Raw genomic sequence first — 22,751 nt, 5'->3', positions numbered from 1 at the left:
GTATTCAAGGCAATTTAAACCGTTTTGAATCATCGGGCGGACTATACTATCTCTATCGGGACGTAACCGCTGATTACCTTTTTGATCCCGTAGCCCGAAAATAGGACCGTAAGCTTCAGCCTTCCGCCGATCTCCTCCACGCCCTTGACTATGCCGTAGCCGAAATCCGGGTGCTTTATTCTGACTCCCGGGGCGATTGTTTGCGTCGATCCCCCGATTTTATCGAAACGCCCTGTAATTCCCCGATTTTCCCGGGCGTAGTCCTCGTCAAGCTCAAGCTTGTATTCATCGTGAGCCCTGAACCCACTTCCCGCCGTCTCGATATAGTTTCTGTCCACCTCGTGGACAAACCTCGAAACGCTGTTTATCCTCTCGGTGCCGAACACCCTTCTCCTCCTCGCCGATGTGAGATATAGCCTCTCCTTTGCCCTTGTCATTCCCACGTAGCAGAGGCGCCTCTCCTCCTCGATGTCCTCTATGGTGTCGAGGGACCGGCCGTGGGGGAAAAGCCCCTCCTCCATCCCGGCGATTATAACGACGGGAAATTCGAGCCCCTTGGCGCTGTGGATCGTCAAGAGGGAGACCCTCGTCCTCACATCATCGAGTCCGTCGACATCGCTTACCAGGGCTATCTGATCGAGGAGGTCTGAGAGGGGGGCGTCGGGGTTTTTCTCCTCGAACTCGCTTACGGCCGTAATAAACTCGTTCAGGTTTTCTATTCTCCCCTCCGCCTCTACGGTTCCCATCGACCGGTAATAGTCAAACATCCCGGAGTCGAACACCGCACCCATCGCTGCCCCGTATAGGGAGTCGCTTTCGGATATGCTTTTCAAGACCTTAAGCAGCATATCTATCCCGTCCGCCGCCTTCTTAGATAATCTTCCCTCCTTTAAAAGAGACTCGGAGGCGTCGACCAAGTTGACGGTTTTCTCTTTTGCTAATTCTTCGATCTTCTCGATCGTCTTTGCCCCCACGCCCCTTGGCGGCACGTTGACGATCCTGAGAAAGCTCTGGGCGTCGTCGGGGGAACCGGCCAACCTTAGATAAGCCACCACGTCCTTTATCTCCATCCTCTCGTAGAAGCGCATACCCCCCACCACCTGGTAGGGAATCCCGGCCCCCATAAGCTCGTCCTCGAATGGCCGCGACTGGGCGTTTGTCCTGTAGAATATCGCAAAATCTTTTGCGTCGTATCCGAAGTCCTCCATGAGACCTGCGATCGTCCTGACGGCGTACCCGGTCTCGTCTCGATCGTCGTATCCCTCGAAAAAGACGACCTTGTTCCCCTCTTCGTTGTCGGTGTAGAGCGTCTTTCCCTTTCTGCCCGTGTTTTTTTCTACGACCGATCCGGATGCAGCCAGGATGCTCTTCGTCGACCGGTAGTTTTTCTCCATCCGAAAGACCACGCAGTCCGGAAAGTCGTTTTCAAAATCGAGGATATTCCCGAGGTCGGCCCCCCGCCAGCGGTATATCGACTGGTCATCATCGCCTACAACGCAGAGGTTTCTGTGTTTTGAAACGAGACGCTTTATCAGCTCATACTGGGCGAAGTTCGTATCCTGATATTCGTCAACTAAAAGGTGAATGAACCTCTCCCGATACTTGTCGAGTATTTGGGGATTCTCGTCAAACAGGATTACGCAGCCCATTATCAGATCGGAGAAGTCGAGAGCCGAGCTCTTTTTTAGCTCCTCCTGATACCGTGCATAGACCCTGGCAGTCCTCCGGCTGAAGGGGTCCTGATACGTCTCCCGAAACAGGTCCGGGGTCATGAGCCTGTTTTTTGCGATCTCTATCGCATATAAAACACCCTGGGGACTCAGACTCCTCTCGCCGATGTCAAGGTCCTTTAGAATCCTGCGCATAAGCTGTACCTGATCCGTTGAATCGTATATGACGAAGTTCGGATTCAGGCCGGCCGATTTCGCCTCTATCCTCAATATCCTCAAGCAGGCGGAGTGAAAGGTCGTAATCCAGGGGAGTGCGCCGGGAGACGGAATAAGCCTTGACGCCCGCTCCCTCATCTCCTTTGCGGCCTTGTTTGTGAAGGTAACGGCGAGGATCCGATCCGGGTGTATCCCGGAGGCGACGAGATAGGCGATCCGGTGGGTCAAGACCCGGGTCTTCCCGGACCCGGCGCCCGCAAGGACAAGGGCAGGGCCTTGATCGAATGTCACCACCTCTCTCTGGGTATCGTTTAAGTTCTTTAGGATCTTGTCCATCTTCGGCAAAACCCGCCCATTCGTTTTTTTTTAAAGTTGAATATAAATTCGTCGGGAGGAAAAAATATGCGTAAAAAAAGCTGTTACGGTGATGAAAAAATCTTTTGCTTCACCTACATGTTCCTCAACTTGTCCAGGTCTTCGTCCTTGCCGAGGATTACCATTATATCGCTGTCCTTCAAGACGAATTTGGCCTCTGGATTTATAACCATCCTCTCCGGAATAAGCTCCTTTACGGCTATCACGAAGATACCGTATTTTTTTCTGAGGCCGAGATCCAAAAGGCTCTTTCCCGTAAAAGACTTGGGCACCGGAGACTCCTGAATGCTGTACCCCTTGGAAACCGGCAGGTAATCGAGAACGTTCGGCCTTGAGAGGTTGTGGGCCACCCTCTCCCCCATCTCCTGCTCCACGTGAATCACCTCTGTGACGCCGAGTCTCTTCAATATCTTTCCGTGGTCTTCGTTTATGGCCTTGACCCAGATCTCTTCAATCCCGAGTTCTTTCAGGTGAAGGGTCACCAAGACGGAGGCGTCCATCCTCTCCCCAAGGCTGACAACGGCGACGTCCACGTTTTCCTTGCCGATACCGGAAAGGTTGTCCATCGATACCGCATCCCCCTTTATGGCCTGATTCGAGTAATCGCGTATCCTCTGGATTACATCTTCGTCTATATCCATCGCCGTCACGTTTTGTCCCAGCTCATACAGGGTTTTGGCCACTGTAAAACCGAATTTCCCAAGGCCGATTACCAAAAAGTTTCTCATCTTTTACCCCCTCTCCTTACCCAACCAGAATGTCCTCTTCGGCGTATCTAAAAACCGCCTTCGGTTTGCGCTTCTGCAGCGCCAGGAGAAAAGTCAGGGGCCCCAGCCTCCCAATAAACATGGTGAGAATTATGAGCATTTTATTGATCGGATGGAGCTCGCTCGTTATCCCCATGGAAAGCCCCACCGTTCCGAAGGCCGAGACCACCTCGAACAGGGACGACACGAAGTATTCGCGATCTCTCAATATAATGTCCCCTCCCCAGATCTCGAAGATCAAGATCAGAAGCATTACGATTATGACCAGTATGGAGGAGGACGCCACTATCGCCTGCGCGTGGGATACGGTCTCTTTGGGAACGCTTCTTCTGAAGATCGAGACATCCTCCTTCGACCTGTAGCGGGAGATGATCAGCGCCCAGATCACGGCCGTCGTGCTGGTCTTAACTCCCCCGCCGGTGGAGCCGGGAGAGGCCCCTATAAACATCAAGATTATCACCGTCATCAGAGTGGGATTAGTCAATGCATTTATGTCGATCGTATTAAAGCCGGCCGTCCTGGAGGTAACCGACATAAACAGGCAATCCACGATCTTCTGGCCCAGGGTTGCGTCCATGGCGGGATTAAAACTCTCGAAGAGAAAGATGAGGGCCGCGCCCCCAATAATCAGAACTCCCGATACCATCAATACCATCTTGGTATGAAGCGTTATCCTGTATGTTCCTCTCATTCGAATGTATTGAATAATATCGTCGATGACAAAAAAGCCGACGCCGCCTAAAACTATAAGGACCATCAGCGGGATCAATGCAAGGAGGTTGTATCTTAGGCTCATGAAGCTGTCGGGAAAAAGTGAAAATCCGGCGTTACAAAAGCCGGATACCGAGTGAAAAACGGAAAAGTATACCGCCTTTATCGTATCACCACCGGTGACCTGAAATATAGGGTAGAACATGAACAGGGCGCCCAGTATCTCTACAGTGATCGTAAAGATGAATATCGTTTTGAATATCCCCCACATGTCCCACTTGGTCTTGGGAGCCATCATCGATGAAAAAATCGACTTATGCCCGACGCTCACCCTTCCAACGAATACGAAGGTAAAGAGCACGGAGAAGAAGACGATCCCTATCCCTCCAAGCTGTATCATGGTGATAATCGCCACCTGACCCGTCGTCGTAAAATCTCGCGCCGTGTCAAGGACGATAAGCCCCGTCACACAAACTGCGCTGGTCGCGGTAAAGAGGGCGTCTATTAGGGAAATCTCTCCGGCGGTCGTGGAATGGGGAAGCAGGAGCACGAATGTGCCTATCAGTATCCCGAGTATAAACCCCGTAAGCATGAATCTTGCGGGATTGGTTTTATAGTAGACAATCATCTATTCGACTGTCACGCTCTTGGCAAGATTTCTCGGCTGATCCACGTCTGTCCCCTTCAGGTCGGCTACGTGATAGGCCAAAAGCTGCAGGGGGACGACGAGGACGATGGGGGTAATCAAGGGATCGGTCTCGGGGATGTAGATGATATCGTCAATCTCGTACTCATCCTTTATCACCTCTTTATCCCCCGCGTTGGCGACGGCGATGACTATGCCGTTTCTCGCCTTGACCTCCTTAATATTTGAGAGGACCTTCTCGTAGGTGTTGTTTTTTGTAACAACGGCGACGACCGGCATCTCCTCGTCGATGAGGGCTATGGGGCCGTGTTTCATCTCGCCGGCGGGGTAGCCCTCCGCGTGGATGTAAGATATCTCCTTGAGCTTGAGCGCCCCCTCAAGGGCGATGGGGTAGTTTATCCCCCTCCCGAGGTAGAGAAAATCTCTGGCGTTCATATATTTTCTTGCTATCGCCCTTATATCGTCGTTGCCCGCAAGAACCTTCTCCACATATCCCGGAACCTTGATGAACTCCTGGAGCCTCATTCTTATCCCGTCGCTTTTGAGCTTTCCCATTATCTGGGCGAAGTAGAGGGTCAAGAGGTAAAGGGACGTCAGCTGCGTGGTGAAGGCTTTGGTGGACGCAACCCCTATCTCCGGGCCGGCGTGCGTATAGATGACGCCGTCCGCCGCCCTGGCGGCGCTCGATTCCACCACATTGCAGATCGAGATCACCCAGGCCCCCTTGCCCTTTCCCTCCTTCACCGCCGCCAAGGTGTCGGTCGTCTCGCCGGACTGCGTAATGGCGATGATCAGTGTCTTCTGATCCACGATGGGATCCCTGTATCTGAACTCGCTACCCAGCTCAACGTCCACGGGAATCCTCAAGATCGATTCCATCATGAACTTCCCCACGAGTCCGGCGTGCCACGATGTCCCGCAGGCTACTATGGTGATCTTGTTGAACTTCTTGATCTCCTCCGGCGTCAGGTTGATCTCCGACATGTACACCTCCCCCTCCTCCGACGATATCCTCCCCCGGATTGTGTCGATGATACCCTGGGGCTGCTCGAATATCTCCTTCAACATGAAGTGCTTGTAGCCGCCCTTCTCCGCCATTACGGGGCTCCAGTCTATCCGCCGGGACTCTTTTACCTTTTTGTTGCCGTCAAGGTCGGTGACGCTGTATTGGCCGTCCCTGTACTCCACCACCTCGCCGTCGTCCAGGATAACGACGTCCCTCGTGTGGTTTATGATCGCCGGAATATCGGAGGCTATGAAGAACTCCCCATCCCCGAGTCCTAAAATCAACGGGGACTCGTTCCTCGCCGCCATAAGGACATCGGGCTCGTCTTCCTTCAATATCCCCAGGGCGTAAGACCCCTCGATCATGTTTAAAGCGCTCAAAACAGAGTCCTTAAAGCCTTTCCCCGTTTTCACAAACTTGTAGATGAGATGGCTTATCACCTCGGTGTCGGTCTCGGACGAGAACTCGTGTCCCTCGCTTTTGAGGAGCTCCTTCAGCTCGAGATAATTCTCGATGATGCCGTTGTGGACCACGACGATGCTCCCCGCCTTGTGGGGGTGCGCATTTTCGTCCGAGGGCTTGCCGTGGGTGGCCCATCTTGTGTGACCTATCCCCACGTTGCCGTCCAGCGACTCTTTCGATACGATCTCCTCCAGGATCGCGAGCTTTCCCTTGCTCCGCTTTATGGTGACCTTCCCTCCGGTAATGACCGCGACCCCGGCGGAATCGTAACCCCGATATTCAAGTCTCTTCAGGCCTTCTATCAAAAGTCCAGTAACCTTTTTAGGGCCTATGTAACCGACTATTCCGCACATGATACCTATTTCCCCTTTTTAGCTTTTTGGTCAGACTTCAGATTAAGCTTCTCCTTGAATTTCAAAAAACCCTTTCCGGGCAGATTAGTCTGCCTTGCCCTGGTCACCGCCAGGGCATCCTCCGGGACGTCTTTCGTTATCGTGGACCCAGCGCCTATTAAGGCGTTTTTCCCCAGCCTGACCGGCGCCACCAGCTGGACGTCCGAGCCTATAAATACGTTGTCCCCTATCTCGGTCTTGTGCTTGTTTACCCCGTCGTAGTTGCAGGTTATCATTCCCGCGCCCACGTTCACCCCCTCCCCTATTTCCGCATCTCCTATGTAAGACAGGTGGTTCGCTTTCGATCCCCTCCCGATCCTCGACTTCTTGACCTCGACGAAATTCCCTATCTTCGAGCCGTCCCCCAGCTCCGCCCCGGGCCTTAGGTGCGCAAACGGCCCTATGGTGACCCCGTCCCCGACTCTGCTCTCAATAATCAGGGTGCTCATCAGGACCTTAACACCGTCTCCGAGCCTTGAGTTCACTATCTTGACGTTGGGGTCTATCACGCACCCCCTGCCTATTGTCGTATTCCCCTCAATATACGTATTCGGGTAAAGAACGGTCCCCTCACCCACTACCGCCGAATCGTCGACGTATGTGACCGAAGGATCGATCACCACGACTCCCGCCTCCATCAGCTTATTAACCACTCTCTCCCTCTCGTCCCTGTAGGAGCGGGCAAATCCCTCCTTGTCTTTAACAGACCGAAATGCTTCGTTATCGGAGACCTTGAGCCGATCCTTTTCTTCCATCTTCCTGCAGTCCCTCCCTTTCCTGTCCAACTCTTCTCTTGGCCGTTTATTAAAAGAGAAGGCGGTTCAGCGTATATAAAATCGCCCACCCATCCCCCAAAAAAAATCTTAACCGAAATTGCCGAATTGCCCTATAATAGCAATCGCCCGGCCTTGAGGCGGGGCTATACTTATATATCCGTTTGTCCATATGACAAGACTTCAATATCAATATGTCGCGGTCGCTGTCTGAAATCCCGGTTATTATCCTGACATATAGTACTCTTAAAAAAGGTATAAAGTCAAGAACTCTTTTGACATCCGTGCATTTTCACAAATTCGATTCTCCACGATATCCGGGTATCCCAAACATTCCACTAAAAATTTCTTGTAAAAGAGAGCGTTTTGTTGGATAATATGTCAGGTCAATGAAAGAGAAAACCATGAAAAATTTATATTATTCCGTCCTTATCGCCCTCCTGATACTGATGATAGGGGGCTGTGCAACCACCCAGCCGAAATCGGCATCGTATTACCTCTCCGAAGACTACTTCAAAGAGGTGGCAAGCGAAGAGAAGGGGATCGTCATGGATAACTACTATGACGTTATTCGCCATCTCTCCAATAAAGATTTCAAGGGGGTCATCAAGTCCGCCACGGATGGGATCGACAGCATCCCAAAATACAGGAGCATGTTCGCCTTTTTCTACGCCATGCGGGGATACTCCTATATCATCCTATATAAACTCGACAAGGGGATGGAGGATATAAATAACCTCGAAAACATCGACAAAGACTCCCTCTACATACCATGTCTCTATACTTATTATTACATGAGCTACGCCCCGTTCTTCTCCGATCCTAATGTACACTATTTGAAGGCCCTCGAGTATCTGGAAAAGTGGCGGGAGACAAAGCCGAAGAACTACTTTGAGACTTTTCTTTACGATTCGAAGCGGATATCCGATATTGAACGCACGATAAGGGAGGGAATGAATAAGTAGGATTCGCCGCTTTTAGCTATCCCCATCATTGCCCTTGACGGAAGAGACGATTTTCTGTGCGGCCGCCTGGAGCAGGATCGGGGAGATTATCCTTTTCAAGAATCAGGGCGATACAACAGACGGGTTTTTGGTAAGCGACTCCCTGCTTGCTCTTTTGTCCTTACGACGCCTCTTTAGGGGATGTACGACCTGGGAAAACAACAAGTCCTCGGTTTCTATTTCAAACCTGTTTTGGAACGAAAAGTAATATCCGTGATTCGAGGGTGTTAGGATATTAGGTTTGTCTTTGGCGGGAAAACGAAGCTTTTGTCAAACTCACTTCATTTGAATTGACGACGGCACCAAGAGATAAGGCGGCAAAGCTTCAAAAGAGTCGCCTCATAAGAACCCAAAACGAGCAGGAATCGATCAAACCTCCCCTTTCTTATTTTTTCCACCGCATACCCCCCGTCAACCGTCCCACTCCATTGACACCCTGCTTTACGGATTTAGGTTTTAAGACCTCTCCCTTGCTCCCCCCTTCCGCCGCATAAAGGAAAAGGGGCCGGTCGGACGCCAGAGATTGCGCCCTTCAGACCCCTCATCAGTTTTACACCCCATGTCAGCTTCCGGCCCCAGGTTTACGGAGAGGGACTTCGTTCCCCTCACCAACTATCCTGCCCTTACAAATTATCGTCTCCCCATTGGCCCCCGATTTACGGCAAGAGGCTTTGCCCACCTTCATCAACTACCATCTCCCTTATCATCCTCTAACCCCCCCATTATCCTCCGACTCCCTTAAAACTTCCATCCCACCCCCGCTATTTCAGCTTCAGCTCCAGTCCCCTGTTCTGGGCGCGCTGGATGCTCCACTCGATCATGTTTCTGGGAGGGTCCTCCCTCTCGGAGCTTGGCCTCTCCTCGAGCGTGATGGATTCCACAGGACAGGTAACCAGGCAGAGTCCGCATCCCATGCATTTTTCTTCTATCACCCTGTAGATGCCGTCTGTCTCATCGATGGCGTTCACGGGGCACCGCTCATCCGCGCATATCCCGCAGGCGGTGCAGGTCTGGTCGTCTATCCTCGCCAGGTAGTTGCTCCTGGCAAGGATATGCTCCGCCCCGAACTCCCTTACCCCCCTGATAACGCCGCAGCAGCAGGGGCAGCAGTTGCAGACGCCGATGTGTCCCTTGATCGTGTTGTAGAAGAGGTTGTGAACCAAGCCCGCCTCCTCGGCGTCGGAAAGGACCTTCAGGGCCTCCTCCTTCGTGATTATCTTTCCCCCCAGCGTGAAGTCTTCGTAGGCGTCCTCATCCTTTGAAAAACCGAGACATGTGGCGATCTCGTGTTTGCACGGGTTTCCGGCCAGAGCCTGCTCCTTTCGGCATAGACAGTCGTTCAAGATGAAGGAGCTGGAGTCCTCGATCATTCTCCGTATGTCGTCGTGAGGGACGATCTCCGATCTTCCCTTTATTTCCGTATTTACGGGCACCACGCGGGCTATGGCCGGCTTGTGGCCCCCGAGGGTTTTCATTAGGGTGGGGAGATACTCCTCGAAGAGCTCCGCAAGCTCCTTATCTATCTTATAAATTTGAAACTCGTATATACCTACGACAAAGGGGGCGAAGAAGAACCTGCGCACCCCCCCCGATCTGTAGGAGGCTATCTGCCCCTTCTCCGCCATGGAGAAGAGGGTATTCCGCATCTCGTCCGGGGACTTTCCAAGCCGCTCCGCTATCTCCTCAACCGTCTCCGGGTACGGCCTCAATTTGAGGGCGATCTCTGCGTCTTCCGGCGAAAATATCTTCTTTAATATCCTGATCTCGACTCCGGTCTCGGTCTTCGGAAAACCCTGGGGCAGCTCGTCGAGCTTTACGGCGAGGCTCTTGTAAACATCGGTCATATTCTCGGTCCTTTCGTCAGCTAATAAAATGAGCGGCGGGGTAGATGGTTCTTTCCCACGCCTCGATTCGATTTGAATTCCCATTAAACCTTCAGATTATCTAAGTCAATTATAACCGCAAATCTTTTGCTTTTCAAGATATGCAAACCTTATTAAAAACTTCCCGACGAAAAAACACTCCCTTTCCCCATTACCCCCTATTCCCAACATTTCCCCCAGAACCGTCCTGCAGCTCGGCCCCCCTACCTCCACTTCCCATAGGGCAAGATCACGCCTTAGGGTTCGGTGAGATCGAGGCCCAACGCCTCGGCAACACCCTTATGGGTTACGCTCCCGTTGTGGACGTTCACGCCCCTTTTCAGGTCGGGATTGTCGCCTATTGCCCCCTCGAATCCCTTGTCGCAGATCTCAAGGACGTAAGTGCTGTTGTCCCCCGACAGAGCAAAAGACGAAGTCCTGGGGACGGCCCCCGGCATGTTCGGGACTGCGTAGTGTATTACCCCTTCATCTTTATAGAACGGATTCTTGTGGGAGGAAGGCCTGGAGGTCTCGGCCAATCCCCCCTGGTCGATGGAGAGATCGACTATCACGCTTCCCGGCTTCATCCTTGACACGAGATCGCGGCTCATGAGGAGCGGGGTCTTGGCCCCAGGGATAAGCGCCGCCCCCACCACGAGGTCGGCATCGAGGATGTGCTCCTCGATGTTTGCGCTGTTGCTCATGACCGTCACCGCCCTTCCCCTGAGCATATCGCCGGTGTATTTCAGCTTTGCAGGGGAGATGCCTATGAGAAAGACCTCGGCGCCCATCCCGACGGCCACCTGGGCCGCGTTGAACCCGGCGACGCCGCCCCCAATTATCGTAACCTTGGCCGGGGCAACGCCCGCCACGCCGGAGAGAAGGACTCCCGATCCGCCGTTTGTCCGCTCGAGTCCGTAGGCCCCCACCTGAATGGAGAGCCTGCCGCAGACCTGGCTCATCGGCGCCAGGAGGGGCAGGTAACCTTCTTTCGTCTCCACCGTCTCGTAGGCTATCGCGGTCACCTTCTCTTTCAGGAGCATCTTTGTGAGGGGTTCGTTGGCCGCCAGATGGAGGTAGGAAAATATGAGGTGCCCGGACAGCATATCGAGCTCAAGCCCCTCCGGCTCCCTGACCTTCAGGATAAACTCCGCCCCCTCCCAGACGTCCTTTCCCGAGGGGACCATCTTAGCGCCTGCTTCCTCGTAGTCCGCGTCCGTTATGCCGCTCTCCAGGCCGGCGTCCTTCTCGATCAGGACTTTATGCCCGCGCCCTGTCAGCGCGGAAACCCCCGACTGAGTTATGGCGACCCTGTACTCCTCCTCCTTTACCTCCCTCGGAACACCTACTATCATTTTCGCCCTCTTTAAAAAACCTGTTAAAAACCGTTTTCGTCCTTCCGCATGGTCGGTGCCAAAAGGACGGCCGAGTCCACAGCGGGGGAAATGGTGTTGATCTCCCCCTATCGTATACTGTCGGGGCCTGGTCTGCCCGGGGCCGTTTGCCCCCACCCGCCCCAGTTCCTATAATAGCATAAAACCCGTTGGGTTGGTCGATCTTTATAAATCGCCTCTATTGTCAACGGATACGGTCAATTTTATCGAGATTTTGCTCCCGTATCTATCGGACACATGACACCAGTACATCTCACAATTTTCATCGCTTACAAAACCTTTGTAAGCTCGACCTTCAAGACAATTGGATCACCCTCCCCCAACGAAGCGACTCTTGGCCCGGCCGGAGCGCCAAAGCGCCGAAGCAATATTAGAGCTTCTCGCCGTGGGCCATGATCTTCTCCATGTCGAGCTCGATACCGAGCCCCGGCCCCTCCGGCAGGTGTATGAATCCCTCCTTGTCCACGGAGAACGGCTCCTTGAGCATGAAATCCCTCGCTTCCGGCACCCATCCGGGAGGCTCGAAGGGAAACTCGCAGTAGGGGCAGTTCATGACCGATCCCATGAGCTGGAGGTTCGCCGCAAGGCCGACCCCGTTGGTCCAGGTGTGGGGCGAGAATTGGAGGTTGGAGGCCTCTGCCATTCCCGCTATCTTCTTGCCCATGAGTATCCCCCCGGAGAGGGTGACGTCCGGCTGGAGGATGTCGAGGCTGCCGTGGGCGATCAAGTCGCGGAACTCGTAGAGGTCGGTGTTGAACTCGCCGCCCGCTATCTGGATCGAGGTAGACGCCCTCAACGCCGCCATTCCCTCGAAGTCGTGCTTGAAGAGGGGCTCCTCTATCCACCTGACGTCATACTCCTCCAGCGCATCGGCGGTCTTCATCGCTCTCTTGAGGTCCCAGCGGGGCCACTCGACCAACCCCAGGTGGATGGGCCACCCCTGGTTTGCGTCCACCATGATATCGAAATCGTCCCCGACCTCTCTCCTGACCGCCTCCACGACGGCGATATCCTTCTTGAACTCCATCGAGCGGATGCGAAGCTTCACGGCTTTGAACCCCATGTCCCTTATCATCTTGACGTAATCGACCCGCTTCTTCGGCTCCATAATCTCGCCGGACGAGGCGTAGGCCTTGAGTTTCCCGATGCCTCCGCCCAACATCTTGTAGACCGGAAGTCCCGCGGCCTTGCCGATGATGTCCCAAATCGCCACCTCGATGAAGAACGCCTTGTAGCCCAGGTAGTGGGCGCTCCTGATTACCTGAACGATGTTTTCCACCCTGAAGGGGTCGCGCCCTACCATGAATGGCCTCATCATACCGGGAAGCCCCCTAGCCTCGTCCAAAAAGCCGACCATCGCCGAATAACCCTCTATTCCCTCGTCGGTCTTGACCACAACGATCAGGGTGCTGTTGTTGCTCTGGGGATAACCGGGTATCCACGACGGGTAAAAGGTCTCCGGCAGCGGGTAGTGACACAGGTAAAAATCAATCTCGCTGATCTTCATAATCAATCCTCTTAAAAAAATATTAAAACAATCTTGAATCTATTTCCCCTTGAACTCGGGGGGCCTTTTTTCCAAGAAAGATTGTACCCCTTCCTTCACGTCGTCGGTGGAGACGAGGATTCCCTGAAAAGCCGCCTCGAACTCGAGGACGGTCTGGATGTCGAGCTCGAAGGAGCGGTTCAAGAGCTTTTTCATCATGCCGATGGCCCTCGTCGGCCCGGCCGCAAGGCGCTTTGCCAGCGCCATCGCCTCATCCATCAGCTTGTCCTTTTCGACCACCCTGTTTATCAACCCCATCTCCAGCGCCTTTTCCGCCGGGATGTCTTCGCCGAAGAACATGATCTCCTTAGCCTTTGCCAGCCCCACGAGCCTCGGCAATAGGAACATCCCCCCGGCGTCCGGAAACATTCCCCGCCTCACGAAGACCTCGATGAACTTGACCCCCTCGGCGGCGACAACTATGTCGCCCGCAAGGGCAATGTTCACCCCGGCCCCTGCTGCAGTCCCGTTGATTGCGTTCACGATCGGCTTTTCCGTAGTGAACATGGTGAAGAAGAGTTTCCCGTAGAGGTGGGCCGAGAGCTTCATCCCCACGGGGGTGCTAATATCCGCCCTGCCGGCGCCGCCGACTAGGTCGGCCCCGGTGCAGAAGGCCCTTCCGTTCGCCGTTAAGACGATCGCCCTGATGGAGTCGTCCTGCTCCGCCTCGGCGAAGTAATCGATCAGCCCCTTTACCATGTTAAAATTCAGCGAGTTCATCCTGTCGGGCCTGTTCAGCGTTACGGTGCCCACGTCTCCGTCTTTATCGAATAGCAGCTCGGACATTTTAAAACCTCAACATTGAAAACCGAAATTTTATCGACAACTCAAAAAAACAAATACTCGCCCCCGATGCAAATTGCCAGCGAAACGGCACCCCGGCCCCAACTTACAGCTACAGGACGTCCCAGTCGGCCAGGGTCAAAAACCACTCCCTCTTTGAAAGTACATACTTTTTTGCCCGCCCGCTGATTGGCCTTACCACAAGCTTCAGCTTCCTCGGGTTGACGGGGTCGGGCACCCTGATGAATCCCGCACGATACAATACACGGTTTATCCCCGATTCCGCCCTGGTCGCCGTGAGGATCAGCCCGTCACCTCGCTCGTGGGCCGCCCCCTTTATCTCCCTGATCAGATACTTGAAGGCTCGCAGCCCGTCTTTTCCCTCGGCGGCAAAGAAGTCCATGATAACGGCCGTTGGGAGGCCGAAAAAAAGGCCGGAGCCGAGGACGGCGTACGCGACGATCTCGTCCCCGTCGGTTGCCGTGAAGATGCGGTAGACCGAGCCGGGGCGTCCCCTGAATCGCCAACGGACGTAGCCGCTGTCGCGGACGAGGGCGGAGCCGTATTTATCTTTTGACGACTCCCACAGCCGGTCTATCCCCTCAGGGACGGCGTCATGCTCCTCGACCTTGAACCTCCCGGATTTTCTCCTTGTAAAAATCCGCAGCAGATAATCTATCGGTTTAAAGGGCCAGGCCGCCGGTGGGAACTTCAGCTTCGCCCTTACTATCTCCGAAAGGCTTACGGGAGAGACGAAAAGGGGAATGGTCAACAGGTGCGTGTACCCGTGATGCTTGACGAAGCCGGGAAAAGATTTCGGGTTCGGAAAGGCGTAGATGAGGTCGTATTTGTACTTCTCACAAACCTCGTTTGCGACGTCCCCCATCAGCTTGAAAGCCCCCCTCTTCCTGCAGTCGCTCTTTGTCACCAGGTCTTGAATCACGGCGGTCTTGCCGACTTCTTTGCCCAGCAAGAAGTTATAGGTCGTCAGAGGGTAATGGGCGACGATAGCCTTTCCCTCCCTCGCGACAACTACGGGGCTTCTTGTATCGATGTACTGCCATCGATAGAAATCCTTATTCATGAGGCTTCGCTTTTGGGCGCCGGTCTCTTCGAAGACCTCCTTCAGGAGGTCGACCGCGCCCCCGATCTCCACTTCGGTCAGAAGCCCGGCCGTGATCTTTTCTTTAGCCATGCCGCCTTTATCTCCCTTGACTTGCCTAAACCTCATCCCCCCTCAACAAACCCAACCCAACCTCATCCCCCCTACCGGCCCGAACCCCGGCCGTACCTCCCCTCGACCAGCTCCCGGCACGTGGCGAAGGAGTAGGTATTCAAGAGCCTCTTCATCCGGGGATAGGTCCTTTTCAGGTTTATGTAGTGTGTCAGGGTGGCCAGGGGCGCCACCTTGATCTTCGGGTGCTTCGGGTCGAACTCCCAGGGGTGGAGGTATATCACGGTGTCTATCCCTTCGGCCCCCCGCATTTTGATCCCCCTCCTTGTTAAAAATAAGGGGAGTATCCGAAAATAGGCCCCGCCAATCCCGATGCGTCTGCCTAAAAGCTCCATCGTGGATACGGGAAACTCCACGATCTCCTTTCCGGGATAGCGGTAGCTGCCTATGGGTGTGTCCGGGATGCCGTAGCGGTAGTTGTAGCCGGGGTAGATGCTGGCGTCGTAAATGTATCCCTCCTCGATTAAGATGTCCAGCGCCCAGAGCGACCTTTCGGTGATCGAGAAATATGGGGCCCGAAAGCCTACTGGCTTTTTCCCAGTAATCTCTACGATACGGGCGTCGGTCTTTCTGACCTCGTCCCGAAAGGACTTCGGATCGAGCTTGTATACCATCGTGTGGGAGTAGCCGTGAGAGCCGATCTCGTGGCCGGAGTCAGCGATCATCTTGACCTCGTCCGGGTACATCTCGCAGACGACCCCGAGTATGAAGAATGTCGCCTTGATCTTCTTCTCATTCAGGAGTGAGAGTATCCTTGAAAGCCCGACTTTGAGGCGACGCTCCTTGCCCTTCCATTCGCTTACGGGAAGCTCCAGGCCCATATACCAGTCCTCGACGTCAAAGGAGAGGGCTATCCTCATCTTCACTGTTTCTCCATTATCTTGAGCGCCCTTAGGGCTAAATTATAGCAGAAGAGCCTGTGCTCCGGAATGGGCGTCCAGCCCCTGCCGTCGCTGTTCTGAGAGAGGAGGAGACATTTCACAACCTCGTCCCTCTCCTTCTTAGAGAGCTTCGCCTTGGTTCGATGATACCTCTCCCTTACCTCCCGGACGAACTCGTTGAGCCTCTTGTTGTCAGGGTCCGCGTCCCACAGGGCGAAATCGCCGTCGGTGCTCCAGCTCCCGGTCCTGAGATACAGGCTTTTGAAGCCGTCCTTGCTCCTCTTATTTATATACTCCGACGGGAGCGTGAATTGCATGTTCGGGCTCTGGTGAATATATTCGAGGAGGCTTTTGAGCCTCGACACGGGGATCGGGTCTTCCTTGACGTTTCCGCCGTAGCCGTAAAACTCGAAGTCGGTCGAGAATGGGAGAAAATAGCCTTCTATTGTGGGCGTCACCGTGTCCAGTATTTTATAGAGCCTCTTCTCGTTCATGATCGCCATCCGGCCGAGACAGGATAGGGTGTAGGAGTTCCAGGGCTGGTAGCTTCTAAAAGCTACGATCTCTTTTTCGCCGGCGGCCTCCCAGGTAACCGGGTTCATGTCGGTGAGCCCCAGAACCAGCCTCTTCCATTTAAGCAAAAACAGGAGCTGGAAAATCACGTTCTTCTTTGAGACCTGAGAGACCTGTTTCAGAAACGACGGCTCGGGAAGCTTGAAGTCGTTTCTCGTGTTGAGCCTGTCCTGAACGGTATATCTTAGGATGTCGTTATCCACAAAGCAGTAATCGAATCCCTTCTCTTTCAGCACCATGCCGAGGAGGGGGTCTATACCCAGCTCCGGCGGGAAGAAGCCCCTCGGCCTGACCTTCAAGACCCTCTTTGCCGTCTCCAGGTAATTGTCGATATCGAGCCCGACCTCGTCGATGGGGGACATGGGAAGGATCGAGTGGGCCCAGCTCGTCCCGGTGATCTCGACCTGGCCCCTCTTTATGAGGTGCCTCAGAAGCTCGATCACCTCCGGGTACTTGCCGTATTCAGGAAATTTTCCCTCCATAACCTCCAGGGTAAATCCGGTCCAATTGAGGATTACCTTGTATGCGGGATTGCTTTCGAGCATCTCCAACACGGGGAGATAGCTCTTATCCACCACATTCGGAATTTCTGAAAAAGGGAACTCGGCATAGAGGAGGTTTGCGTGAAGGAGTAAAGAAGTATCTACCATCGGTCGCTCCAAAAAAACAGTCCATTATAAATATAAAGGAGTTATAAAGATATTACATTTTGTCAAATGTGTCAAGGATGTGTGTCGATATTTAATGGTAATTTAATCCCGCAAAAGATGCCACCCTACTCCCCCTTGAACTTCGGGTCTCTCTTCTCCATGAATGCTGCCACTCCCTCCTTGAAGTCCTCGGTCATGATCGAAAGGATATACTGATCCGTATCCATGTACGACGCCGTCCTGTCGAGGGCGGTCGTCAGGGCGTTGATCGTCTGCTTCGTCATCATGACGGGCACGGGCGGCATCTTCGACACCTTCCCGGCGATTTTTTTGGCCTCGTTTATAGCCTTACCGTCGGGACAAAGCCTCTGAGCGAAGCCCCAGTCGTACGCGTCCTTTCCGTATACCCGCTCCGCAAATATGACGATCTCCTTCGCCCTTGCCGGGCCGACGAGATGAACTAACCTCGGTAGCGTGGCCCAGCTCATGTTCATACCGAGGGATATCTCCGGCACCCGTATATAGGATGATTCGGCCATTACCCGAAAATCGAGGGAGGAGACGAGCGAGACTCCGCCCCCGATACAGAATCCCTCGATAGCCCCGATGGTGATCTGATCGAGGCTCTCCCATGCCTTGCACATCTTCGGGCCGAAATCGATCATCTTCCTCCTGGCAGAGATCGGGGCGGAAAAGATCTCGTAGATCTTCGGGTCTGTGAGGTCTACGCCCGCCGAAAAAAATCCGTTACTGCCTGTGAGTATTATTGTTGTAATATCACTCCTTTGGTCGAACTCCCCGGCAAGGACCAAGAGCTCTTCGATGAGGTCCGTCGAGAGCGCGTTTTTCTTTTCGTGACGATAAAGCCTGACAACGGCAAGAACCCCCTCTTCTTCGACTTTTAGATACTTATAGTTCATTCAAGTCCTCCCCTCCATTAAGGTCGTCCTAAGTTTACCCCAACTGAAGCTATAATCCAATCAGAAACTCGCGTGGAGTACTTTTTTGTCCGGCATCCTCAGAATTCGGCTCTCCCGCGACCACGGCCGATACAATTAAGATGACGGTTGTCTCACTTTTTATTATATATTTTCATCTTTTTTCCTCGTTTGATATTGACACAAGGCCCGATTTGTTTAATTATATTATTTCAAAAAAAACAGAGGAAAAGAGTATCTGATGAAAAGAAAATCTCAAAGTGGTCCGATAAAAATTCTCTCGCCCTTCCAGATAACCGAGTCTGCCCTCGGATCGATAAAGAAGATGGAGGGATTTACTGTCGATCTTCTTTCCCCGGACAAGATCGGCTCCATAACGGAGCTGATAGACAAGTACGACGCTCTCATAGTATCGGACTCGATGACGATCGACGAGAAGATCATCTCCGCCGGGAAAAGGCTCGAAACCATTTGTCTTGTCGGGACGGAGCTCGACAACATAGACCTCGATTACGCCACCTCCCGGGGCATCCTCGTTATGAACACCCCCCTCGCAAACACGGTGACTACGGCCGAGCACACCATATCTATGTTGATGGCCCTCTCCAGAAACATCCCCCAGGCCACGGCCTCCATGAAGGTGGGGAAGTGGGAGAAGAAGAGGTTTACGGGAACCGAGGTGCTGAACAAGGTCCTGGGAGTCGTCGGCCTCGGGCGGATCGGGAGGATGGTGGCGGACAGGGCAAGGGGATTCGGGATGAGGATTCTGGTGAACGATCCCCTGATCACCGAAGAGATAGCCTTAAGGAGCGGCGGGGAGCTGGTGGATATGGACAGGCTCCTGTCCGAGTCGGACTACATAACGATCCACACCCCGAAGATGAAAAGGGATAAGGTGCTGTTTACCCGGGAGCTCTTTTCAAAGATGAAGCCGGGCGTCAGGATAATAAACCTGACGGGCGGAGGCGTCTTGAGCGAGGACGATCTCCTCTGGGCGATTGACGAGGGGATCGTGGCCGGGGCAGCGCTGGATGTCTTCGAGACCGAGCCCCCGGACAACAAGAGGCTCCTTGAAAACGAAAAGGTTATATTGACGCCTCACCTCGGAGGAGACACAGAGGAGGCCTACGAGAAGACCTCCCGATCCCTGTCGGAACAGATCATAGAGTATTACCGGAGCGGAATAGTCCAGAATCCCGTTAACTTCCCAGCCCTGGGGCAAGAGACGCTGAAGACTTTAAAGCCGTTCATGGACCTGGGACAAAAGCTCGGGAGCTTCATGGGACAGATACTCACATCGGAAAAGATAAAGAGGGTGGAGATCGGCTATCTGGGCAAGATCGAGGAGTACGAGACGAGCCTCATCTCCCTCAACATCTTAAGGGGGCTTTTATCTTTTATCACACAGGAGAAGATCAACCTGATTAACGCCCCCGTCATGGCCAGGGAATACGGCATCGAAGTTGAAGAGGATACCTCCTCGTCATCTCGGGACTACTCCAGCGAGATCACGGTCTCGGTCTCGGGGGAGAATTGGAAGAGATTCATATCCGGGGCAATCGTCGGCAACAGGCCGCGCATTGTCAGGGTCGATAACTACTTTATCGAGACGATCCCCGAGGGGATAATCATCCTCGTTGTAAACGACGACAACCCGGGTGTTGTCGGCAGCATAGGTACCTCCCTCGGATTCGCTCAGGTGAACATCGGGAGGATGCAGCTTGCCAGAGACATCGAGAAAAAGAAGAACCTGATATTGATAAGCGCGGACAGCCCCGTGGAGGATACGATCCTCGACCTCTTGAGGAAACTCCCAAACGTAAACGAGGTCAGGCAGATAGAGCTTTAGAGCGGCCAACCGGTATCGGTCTTGTGTGGATCGACCGGCCAGGGAAAAAGACATATTATTTGATTTTAGATAAGCAAAAAATTGCCCGAAACGACCCCGAAAGACCCGAAAAACTTGAAAAACTATTCCAATATCAAAATAGGCAAAATCGGCAAAATCAGAATCTTCTACATGAGCGGAACCGGTAACTCCTACCGCGTTGCGGCATGGATTGACGAGTTTCTCAGAAAACAGGGGGCCGACTCCCAAATTCGCTCCGTCGATGGGATCGGAAGTGAAGACAGGATAAAAGAGACGAGCCGTGACCTGTTGGGTATCGTCCATCCCACCCACGGCTTTACCGCACCCTGGCACGTCATAAAATTTGCGTCCCGCCTGCCGAGGGGGAGATCAACCCGCGCCTTTACGGTCGCCACGAGGGCCGGGCTCAAGTTCGGGAGTCTGTTTCTGCCAGGCATCGCCGGCAGCGCCACTTTCATCACGGCCCTGATACTTTTCCTGAAGGGCTACAGGGTACGGGGCCTGATGAGCGTCGATATGCCCTCGAACTGGTTTTCCTTGCATAAAATTCAGGGCAGAAAAAAGCAGCGTGAGATAATCGAGCGCAGCAAACCGGCTGTCGAGGGTTTTATTAGAAAGATTCACTCCGGCGGCAGGGTGCTGTTTACTTTAAACAACCTCTACGAGCTCCTGCTGGGGGCCCTACTGTCTCTCATATCATTCGCATACCTTCTAATGGGGCGCTTCTTTCTGGCAAAGCTATTTTTCGCAAACGATCGCTGCAACGGCTGCGGTATTTGCGCAAAGAACTGCCCGGTCGGGGGTATAAAGATGCGGGGCAAAAACAGGCCCAGACCCTTCTGGAAATACAACTGCGAAAGCTGCATGAGGTGCGCCGCCGTCTGCCCGCAGAACTGTGTCGAGGCGGGGCACTCCTGGGGGGTTATCCTTTACCTGGCGACCACAATACCTTCATCTATGTATATCTTATCGTATCTTGGAACCCTTATCCACGGCCTCGCGGAATCCAAGGGAGAATGGCTTGGCACGGTTATTGATCTAATGTTTTTTTATCTGGCGATTTTCACCCTGTACTACGTCTTCTACGCCCTGATAAGGATACCTTTTTTCAACCGGCTTTTCACCTACACAACCCTGACCCACCTCCCCTTCTGGGGGCGGTATCGTGAGCCGGACACTGTGCTAAAAAAACTCAAGGGTAAATAGAAAGGCTTAATTCAAAACCGCAGTCTCTCGATGAAAAACCTTTTGACCATATTGAATTTAGGCACCCGGTCGATTAAAGACAGCCTCCCGACACCCTGAAATCTCTCATTGCCTTGACCAAAGGGTAAATTTGATCTCCTGACCCGGCTTCAACATCTTTACCTTATCGCCCGCCTCTTCTGCTAACGCCCTTATTTTATCGACCGGCTCCGTGTAGTGGGAAAATGTCCCGAAGTGGACTGGAATCGTTATCTTTGGGTTGATGACCTCGATTATTTTACCGATCTTCTCGGCCGTGAGGGTCAGATCCATCAACAGCCTTCCCCTTATGCCGGCGCCTATTCTCGCGGCCCCGAGATTCGGAATAAAAAGGTCGCACTTTCGACCTTCAAGCGAATCGATGACCTTCTTTTTTATCACAGTATCGGAAGGGATATAGATAGAGATTTTGTCGTCAGGTTTCTCCAGTGTGACCCAGTAGCCGTTGACACCGCCGGCAAGCAATGCGACGAGTGGATTGACGCCGTGGACGGCGGGCATCGCCTCCACCGTGATCTTGAAACCTTTAGACGTCAGCCTCACTACCTCGCCCCATGAAAGCGTGGTTATCTCATCCAGCTTGGTCTTTTTAAGTTTCGGGAGTCCGTTTTTGTGGGTAATAACAACCGATTTCTTATCTATGAAATCAAGGCCCGCCTCATCCAGGTGATCTTCGTGCCCGTGGGTGATGAGCCAGAGATCCACGTCTTTAAAATCCCCGGTCTCGTATTCAGGCTCCTCCCTCCTCTTGGACTTGAACCAGAAGTAGTCCTGAACGGTCCCCGAGGGAGACAGAACCGGATCGCAGGCGATCTTCAAGCCCCCGCCCTCCAAAATCCACGTCGCCCCGCCGATCCACTTGAAACTAAAATCCACTGCCATTACATTAGCCTCAATAATATTAAATAAATTCAGAGATTTTCGGCAGTATAACACCTAAAATGAAAGTTAGCAAAGCTCTATGCAAACTAACGAGATTGGATTCGCAATCAATCTCCCAATCATCGTTTTCCAAACAACCTATTTGATTGATGATACGAAATTCGTGATCAAATCCATGTCGTTTAGCATCCCCTCGTCCACGACGCCCATCTTTCTGATGCTCTCTACCGTGAAGAGGGAAACGAGGCTGGAAGATTGAGCACAGATATTGTCGTTTCCGTCATAGATACGCCCCTCCATCACCGCCTTTTTTTCCCCCTTGACCTCGAGAACGCTCCCCTCGACCCTTATCCCCGTGTCCGTAAATACCGGGCTTTTGAACTCCACATTCAACGTCTTTGAGAGAATAAGCTTTTTGAGTATAACGAGACCCCCCCATCCCATCGCCTCGTCGAGCATGGTTGAAACTATCCCCCCGTGGACGACATTGCTCCAGCCGCAAAAGCGGCTGGGAACGGAAAACCACGACACGACCATATCGACCTTTTCATTGGTGTAGAATTCCATTTGTAATCCCGAGTCGTTCTTCGGGCTGCACCCAAAACAGTTGTGTCTGTCGCTGTTGATGAGCTTGATGCAGCCGTTTTTGTTTACAGCTTTTCTCGTCTCAATTTCGGTCATTTCTCCCTCCTACAATTTTTAGGCCTTTAAATGCGCTTTTTCATTGATGATTCATCAGTGACGAAAACATATGTACTATATATTGAACATTGTTCACTATATTAATCTTTATTCTCATTGTCAAGGAAAATCCGACTTAGAAATGATCTATTTTTTTATTAGACGGGTAGTGACGGGTAGGTATTTAATA

Annotated in this window: 18 protein-coding genes; 3 read left to right on the top strand and 15 right to left on the bottom strand. The window is 53.0% G+C overall.

Annotated features, from left to right (window positions below; all coding sequences use genetic code 11):
- Positions 1 to 41 precede the first annotated feature (41 nt).
- The 5 genes from JW984_01485 to JW984_01465 form a co-directional block, all read right to left on the bottom strand.
- On the bottom strand, positions 42 to 2,222 hold the full coding sequence (locus tag JW984_01485; protein ID MBN1571847.1) for a UvrD-helicase domain-containing protein: 2,181 nt from the start codon (positions 2,220 to 2,222) through the stop codon (positions 42 to 44).
- Between the two features lie 113 nt (positions 2,223 to 2,335).
- On the bottom strand, positions 2,336 to 2,989 hold the full coding sequence (locus tag JW984_01480) for a TrkA family potassium uptake protein (GenBank protein MBN1571846.1): 654 nt from the start codon (positions 2,987 to 2,989) through the stop codon (positions 2,336 to 2,338).
- A 16-nt stretch (positions 2,990 to 3,005) separates the two neighbouring features.
- Entirely contained in the window at positions 3,006 to 4,367 is a 1,362-nt protein-coding gene (locus JW984_01475) for a hypothetical protein (protein MBN1571845.1), read from the bottom strand.
- Entirely contained in the window at positions 4,368 to 6,206 is a 1,839-nt protein-coding gene (gene glmS, locus JW984_01470; GenBank protein MBN1571844.1) for a glutamine--fructose-6-phosphate transaminase (isomerizing), read from the bottom strand.
- Between the two features lie 5 nt (positions 6,207 to 6,211).
- Positions 6,212 to 7,030, bottom strand: coding sequence for a hypothetical protein (locus JW984_01465; GenBank protein ID MBN1571843.1), 819 nt, complete (start codon positions 7,028 to 7,030; stop codon positions 6,212 to 6,214).
- A 392-nt stretch (positions 7,031 to 7,422) separates the two neighbouring features.
- Here JW984_01465 and JW984_01460 point away from each other — a divergent pair, with 392 nt between their 5' ends.
- Positions 7,423 to 7,983 (top strand): hypothetical protein, encoded by a 561-nt coding sequence (locus tag JW984_01460; GenBank protein MBN1571842.1) that lies wholly within the window; start codon positions 7,423 to 7,425, stop codon positions 7,981 to 7,983.
- 800 nt (positions 7,984 to 8,783) lie between these two features.
- On the opposite strand, the gene JW984_01455 is transcribed toward JW984_01460, so the two are convergent.
- The 8 genes from JW984_01455 to JW984_01420 all read right to left on the bottom strand — a co-directional run bounded on the left by JW984_01455 (position 8,784) and on the right by JW984_01420 (position 17,865).
- Entirely contained in the window at positions 8,784 to 9,866 is a 1,083-nt protein-coding gene (locus JW984_01455) for a 4Fe-4S binding protein (GenBank protein ID MBN1571841.1), read from the bottom strand.
- Positions 9,867 to 10,141: 275 nt separating this feature from the next.
- Entirely contained in the window at positions 10,142 to 11,239 is a 1,098-nt protein-coding gene (gene ald / locus JW984_01450; GenBank protein MBN1571840.1) for an alanine dehydrogenase, read from the bottom strand.
- Between the two features lie 409 nt (positions 11,240 to 11,648).
- Positions 11,649 to 12,785 (bottom strand): mandelate racemase/muconate lactonizing enzyme family protein, encoded by a 1,137-nt coding sequence (locus tag JW984_01445; GenBank protein ID MBN1571839.1) that lies wholly within the window; start codon positions 12,783 to 12,785, stop codon positions 11,649 to 11,651.
- A gap of 39 nt (positions 12,786 to 12,824) precedes the next feature.
- Positions 12,825 to 13,610, bottom strand: coding sequence for an enoyl-CoA hydratase/isomerase family protein (locus tag JW984_01440; protein ID MBN1571838.1), 786 nt, complete (start codon positions 13,608 to 13,610; stop codon positions 12,825 to 12,827).
- Positions 13,611 to 13,719: 109 nt separating this feature from the next.
- Positions 13,720 to 14,802, bottom strand: coding sequence for a GNAT family N-acetyltransferase (locus JW984_01435; GenBank protein MBN1571837.1), 1,083 nt, complete (start codon positions 14,800 to 14,802; stop codon positions 13,720 to 13,722).
- A gap of 71 nt (positions 14,803 to 14,873) precedes the next feature.
- Complete coding sequence (locus tag JW984_01430; protein ID MBN1571836.1) at positions 14,874 to 15,707, bottom strand: DUF3473 domain-containing protein; 834 nt, start codon at positions 15,705 to 15,707, stop codon at positions 14,874 to 14,876.
- Positions 15,704 to 16,945 carry a hypothetical protein gene (locus JW984_01425; GenBank protein MBN1571835.1) on the bottom strand — a complete coding sequence of 414 codons (1,242 nt, stop codon included), beginning with the start codon at positions 16,943 to 16,945 and terminating at the stop codon, positions 15,704 to 15,706. Before JW984_01425 ends, JW984_01430 begins: the two co-directional genes overlap by 4 nt.
- Before the next feature lie 125 nt (positions 16,946 to 17,070).
- Entirely contained in the window at positions 17,071 to 17,865 is a 795-nt protein-coding gene (locus tag JW984_01420; GenBank protein ID MBN1571834.1) for an enoyl-CoA hydratase/isomerase family protein, read from the bottom strand.
- 259 nt (positions 17,866 to 18,124) lie between these two features.
- Here JW984_01420 and JW984_01415 point away from each other — a divergent pair, with 259 nt between their 5' ends.
- Both JW984_01415 and JW984_01410 read left to right on the top strand, forming a co-directional pair.
- Entirely contained in the window at positions 18,125 to 19,732 is a 1,608-nt protein-coding gene (locus tag JW984_01415; protein MBN1571833.1) for a phosphoglycerate dehydrogenase, read from the top strand.
- Between the two features lie 171 nt (positions 19,733 to 19,903).
- Positions 19,904 to 20,959 carry an EFR1 family ferrodoxin gene (locus JW984_01410; protein MBN1571832.1) on the top strand — a complete coding sequence of 352 codons (1,056 nt, stop codon included), beginning with the start codon at positions 19,904 to 19,906 and terminating at the stop codon, positions 20,957 to 20,959.
- Between the two features lie 105 nt (positions 20,960 to 21,064).
- Here the strand turns inward: JW984_01410 and JW984_01405 are convergent, their stop codons facing one another.
- Together JW984_01405 and JW984_01400 are read right to left on the bottom strand one after the other, a co-directional pair.
- Positions 21,065 to 21,880 carry an MBL fold metallo-hydrolase gene (locus JW984_01405; GenBank protein MBN1571831.1) on the bottom strand — a complete coding sequence of 272 codons (816 nt, stop codon included), beginning with the start codon at positions 21,878 to 21,880 and terminating at the stop codon, positions 21,065 to 21,067.
- A gap of 138 nt (positions 21,881 to 22,018) precedes the next feature.
- Positions 22,019 to 22,561 (bottom strand): PaaI family thioesterase, encoded by a 543-nt coding sequence (locus JW984_01400; GenBank protein MBN1571830.1) that lies wholly within the window; start codon positions 22,559 to 22,561, stop codon positions 22,019 to 22,021.
- Between the last annotated feature and the right edge of the window lie 190 nt (positions 22,562 to 22,751).

The organism is Candidatus Zymogenus saltonus, assembly GCA_016929395.1.
Classification (GTDB): domain Bacteria; phylum Desulfobacterota; class Zymogenia; order Zymogenales; family Zymogenaceae; genus Zymogenus; species Zymogenus saltonus.
Note: the sequence above shows the minus strand (reverse complement) of the source record. Positions and strands in the feature narration are given on the sequence as shown.

Excerpts from the sequence above, each read along its gene's own strand:
- JW984_01485 (MBN1571847.1), bottom strand. The coding sequence starts at position 2,222 with ATGGACAAGATCCTAAAGAACTTAAACGATACCCAGAGAGAGGTGGTG.
- JW984_01480 (MBN1571846.1), bottom strand. The coding sequence starts at position 2,989 with ATGAGAAACTTTTTGGTAATCGGCCTTGGGAAATTCGGTTTTACAGTG.
- JW984_01475 (MBN1571845.1), bottom strand. The coding sequence starts at position 4,367 with ATGATTGTCTACTATAAAACCAATCCCGCAAGATTCATGCTTACGGGG.
- glmS (MBN1571844.1), bottom strand. The coding sequence starts at position 6,206 with ATGTGCGGAATAGTCGGTTACATAGGCCCTAAAAAGGTTACTGGACTT.
- JW984_01460 (MBN1571842.1), top strand. The coding sequence starts at position 7,423 with ATGAAAAATTTATATTATTCCGTCCTTATCGCCCTCCTGATACTGATG.
- JW984_01455 (MBN1571841.1), bottom strand. The coding sequence starts at position 9,866 with ATGACCGATGTTTACAAGAGCCTCGCCGTAAAGCTCGACGAGCTGCCC.
- ald (MBN1571840.1), bottom strand. The coding sequence starts at position 11,239 with ATGATAGTAGGTGTTCCGAGGGAGGTAAAGGAGGAGGAGTACAGGGTC.
- JW984_01445 (MBN1571839.1), bottom strand. The coding sequence starts at position 12,785 with ATGAAGATCAGCGAGATTGATTTTTACCTGTGTCACTACCCGCTGCCG.
- JW984_01440 (MBN1571838.1), bottom strand. The coding sequence starts at position 13,610 with ATGTCCGAGCTGCTATTCGATAAAGACGGAGACGTGGGCACCGTAACG.
- JW984_01435 (MBN1571837.1), bottom strand. The coding sequence starts at position 14,802 with ATGGCTAAAGAAAAGATCACGGCCGGGCTTCTGACCGAAGTGGAGATC.
- JW984_01425 (MBN1571835.1), bottom strand. The coding sequence starts at position 16,945 with ATGGTAGATACTTCTTTACTCCTTCACGCAAACCTCCTCTATGCCGAG.
- JW984_01420 (MBN1571834.1), bottom strand. The coding sequence starts at position 17,865 with ATGAACTATAAGTATCTAAAAGTCGAAGAAGAGGGGGTTCTTGCCGTT.
- JW984_01415 (MBN1571833.1), top strand. The coding sequence starts at position 18,125 with ATGAAAAGAAAATCTCAAAGTGGTCCGATAAAAATTCTCTCGCCCTTC.
- JW984_01410 (MBN1571832.1), top strand. The coding sequence starts at position 19,904 with ATGAGCGGAACCGGTAACTCCTACCGCGTTGCGGCATGGATTGACGAG.
- JW984_01405 (MBN1571831.1), bottom strand. The coding sequence starts at position 21,880 with ATGGCAGTGGATTTTAGTTTCAAGTGGATCGGCGGGGCGACGTGGATT.
- JW984_01400 (MBN1571830.1), bottom strand. The coding sequence starts at position 22,561 with ATGACCGAAATTGAGACGAGAAAAGCTGTAAACAAAAACGGCTGCATC.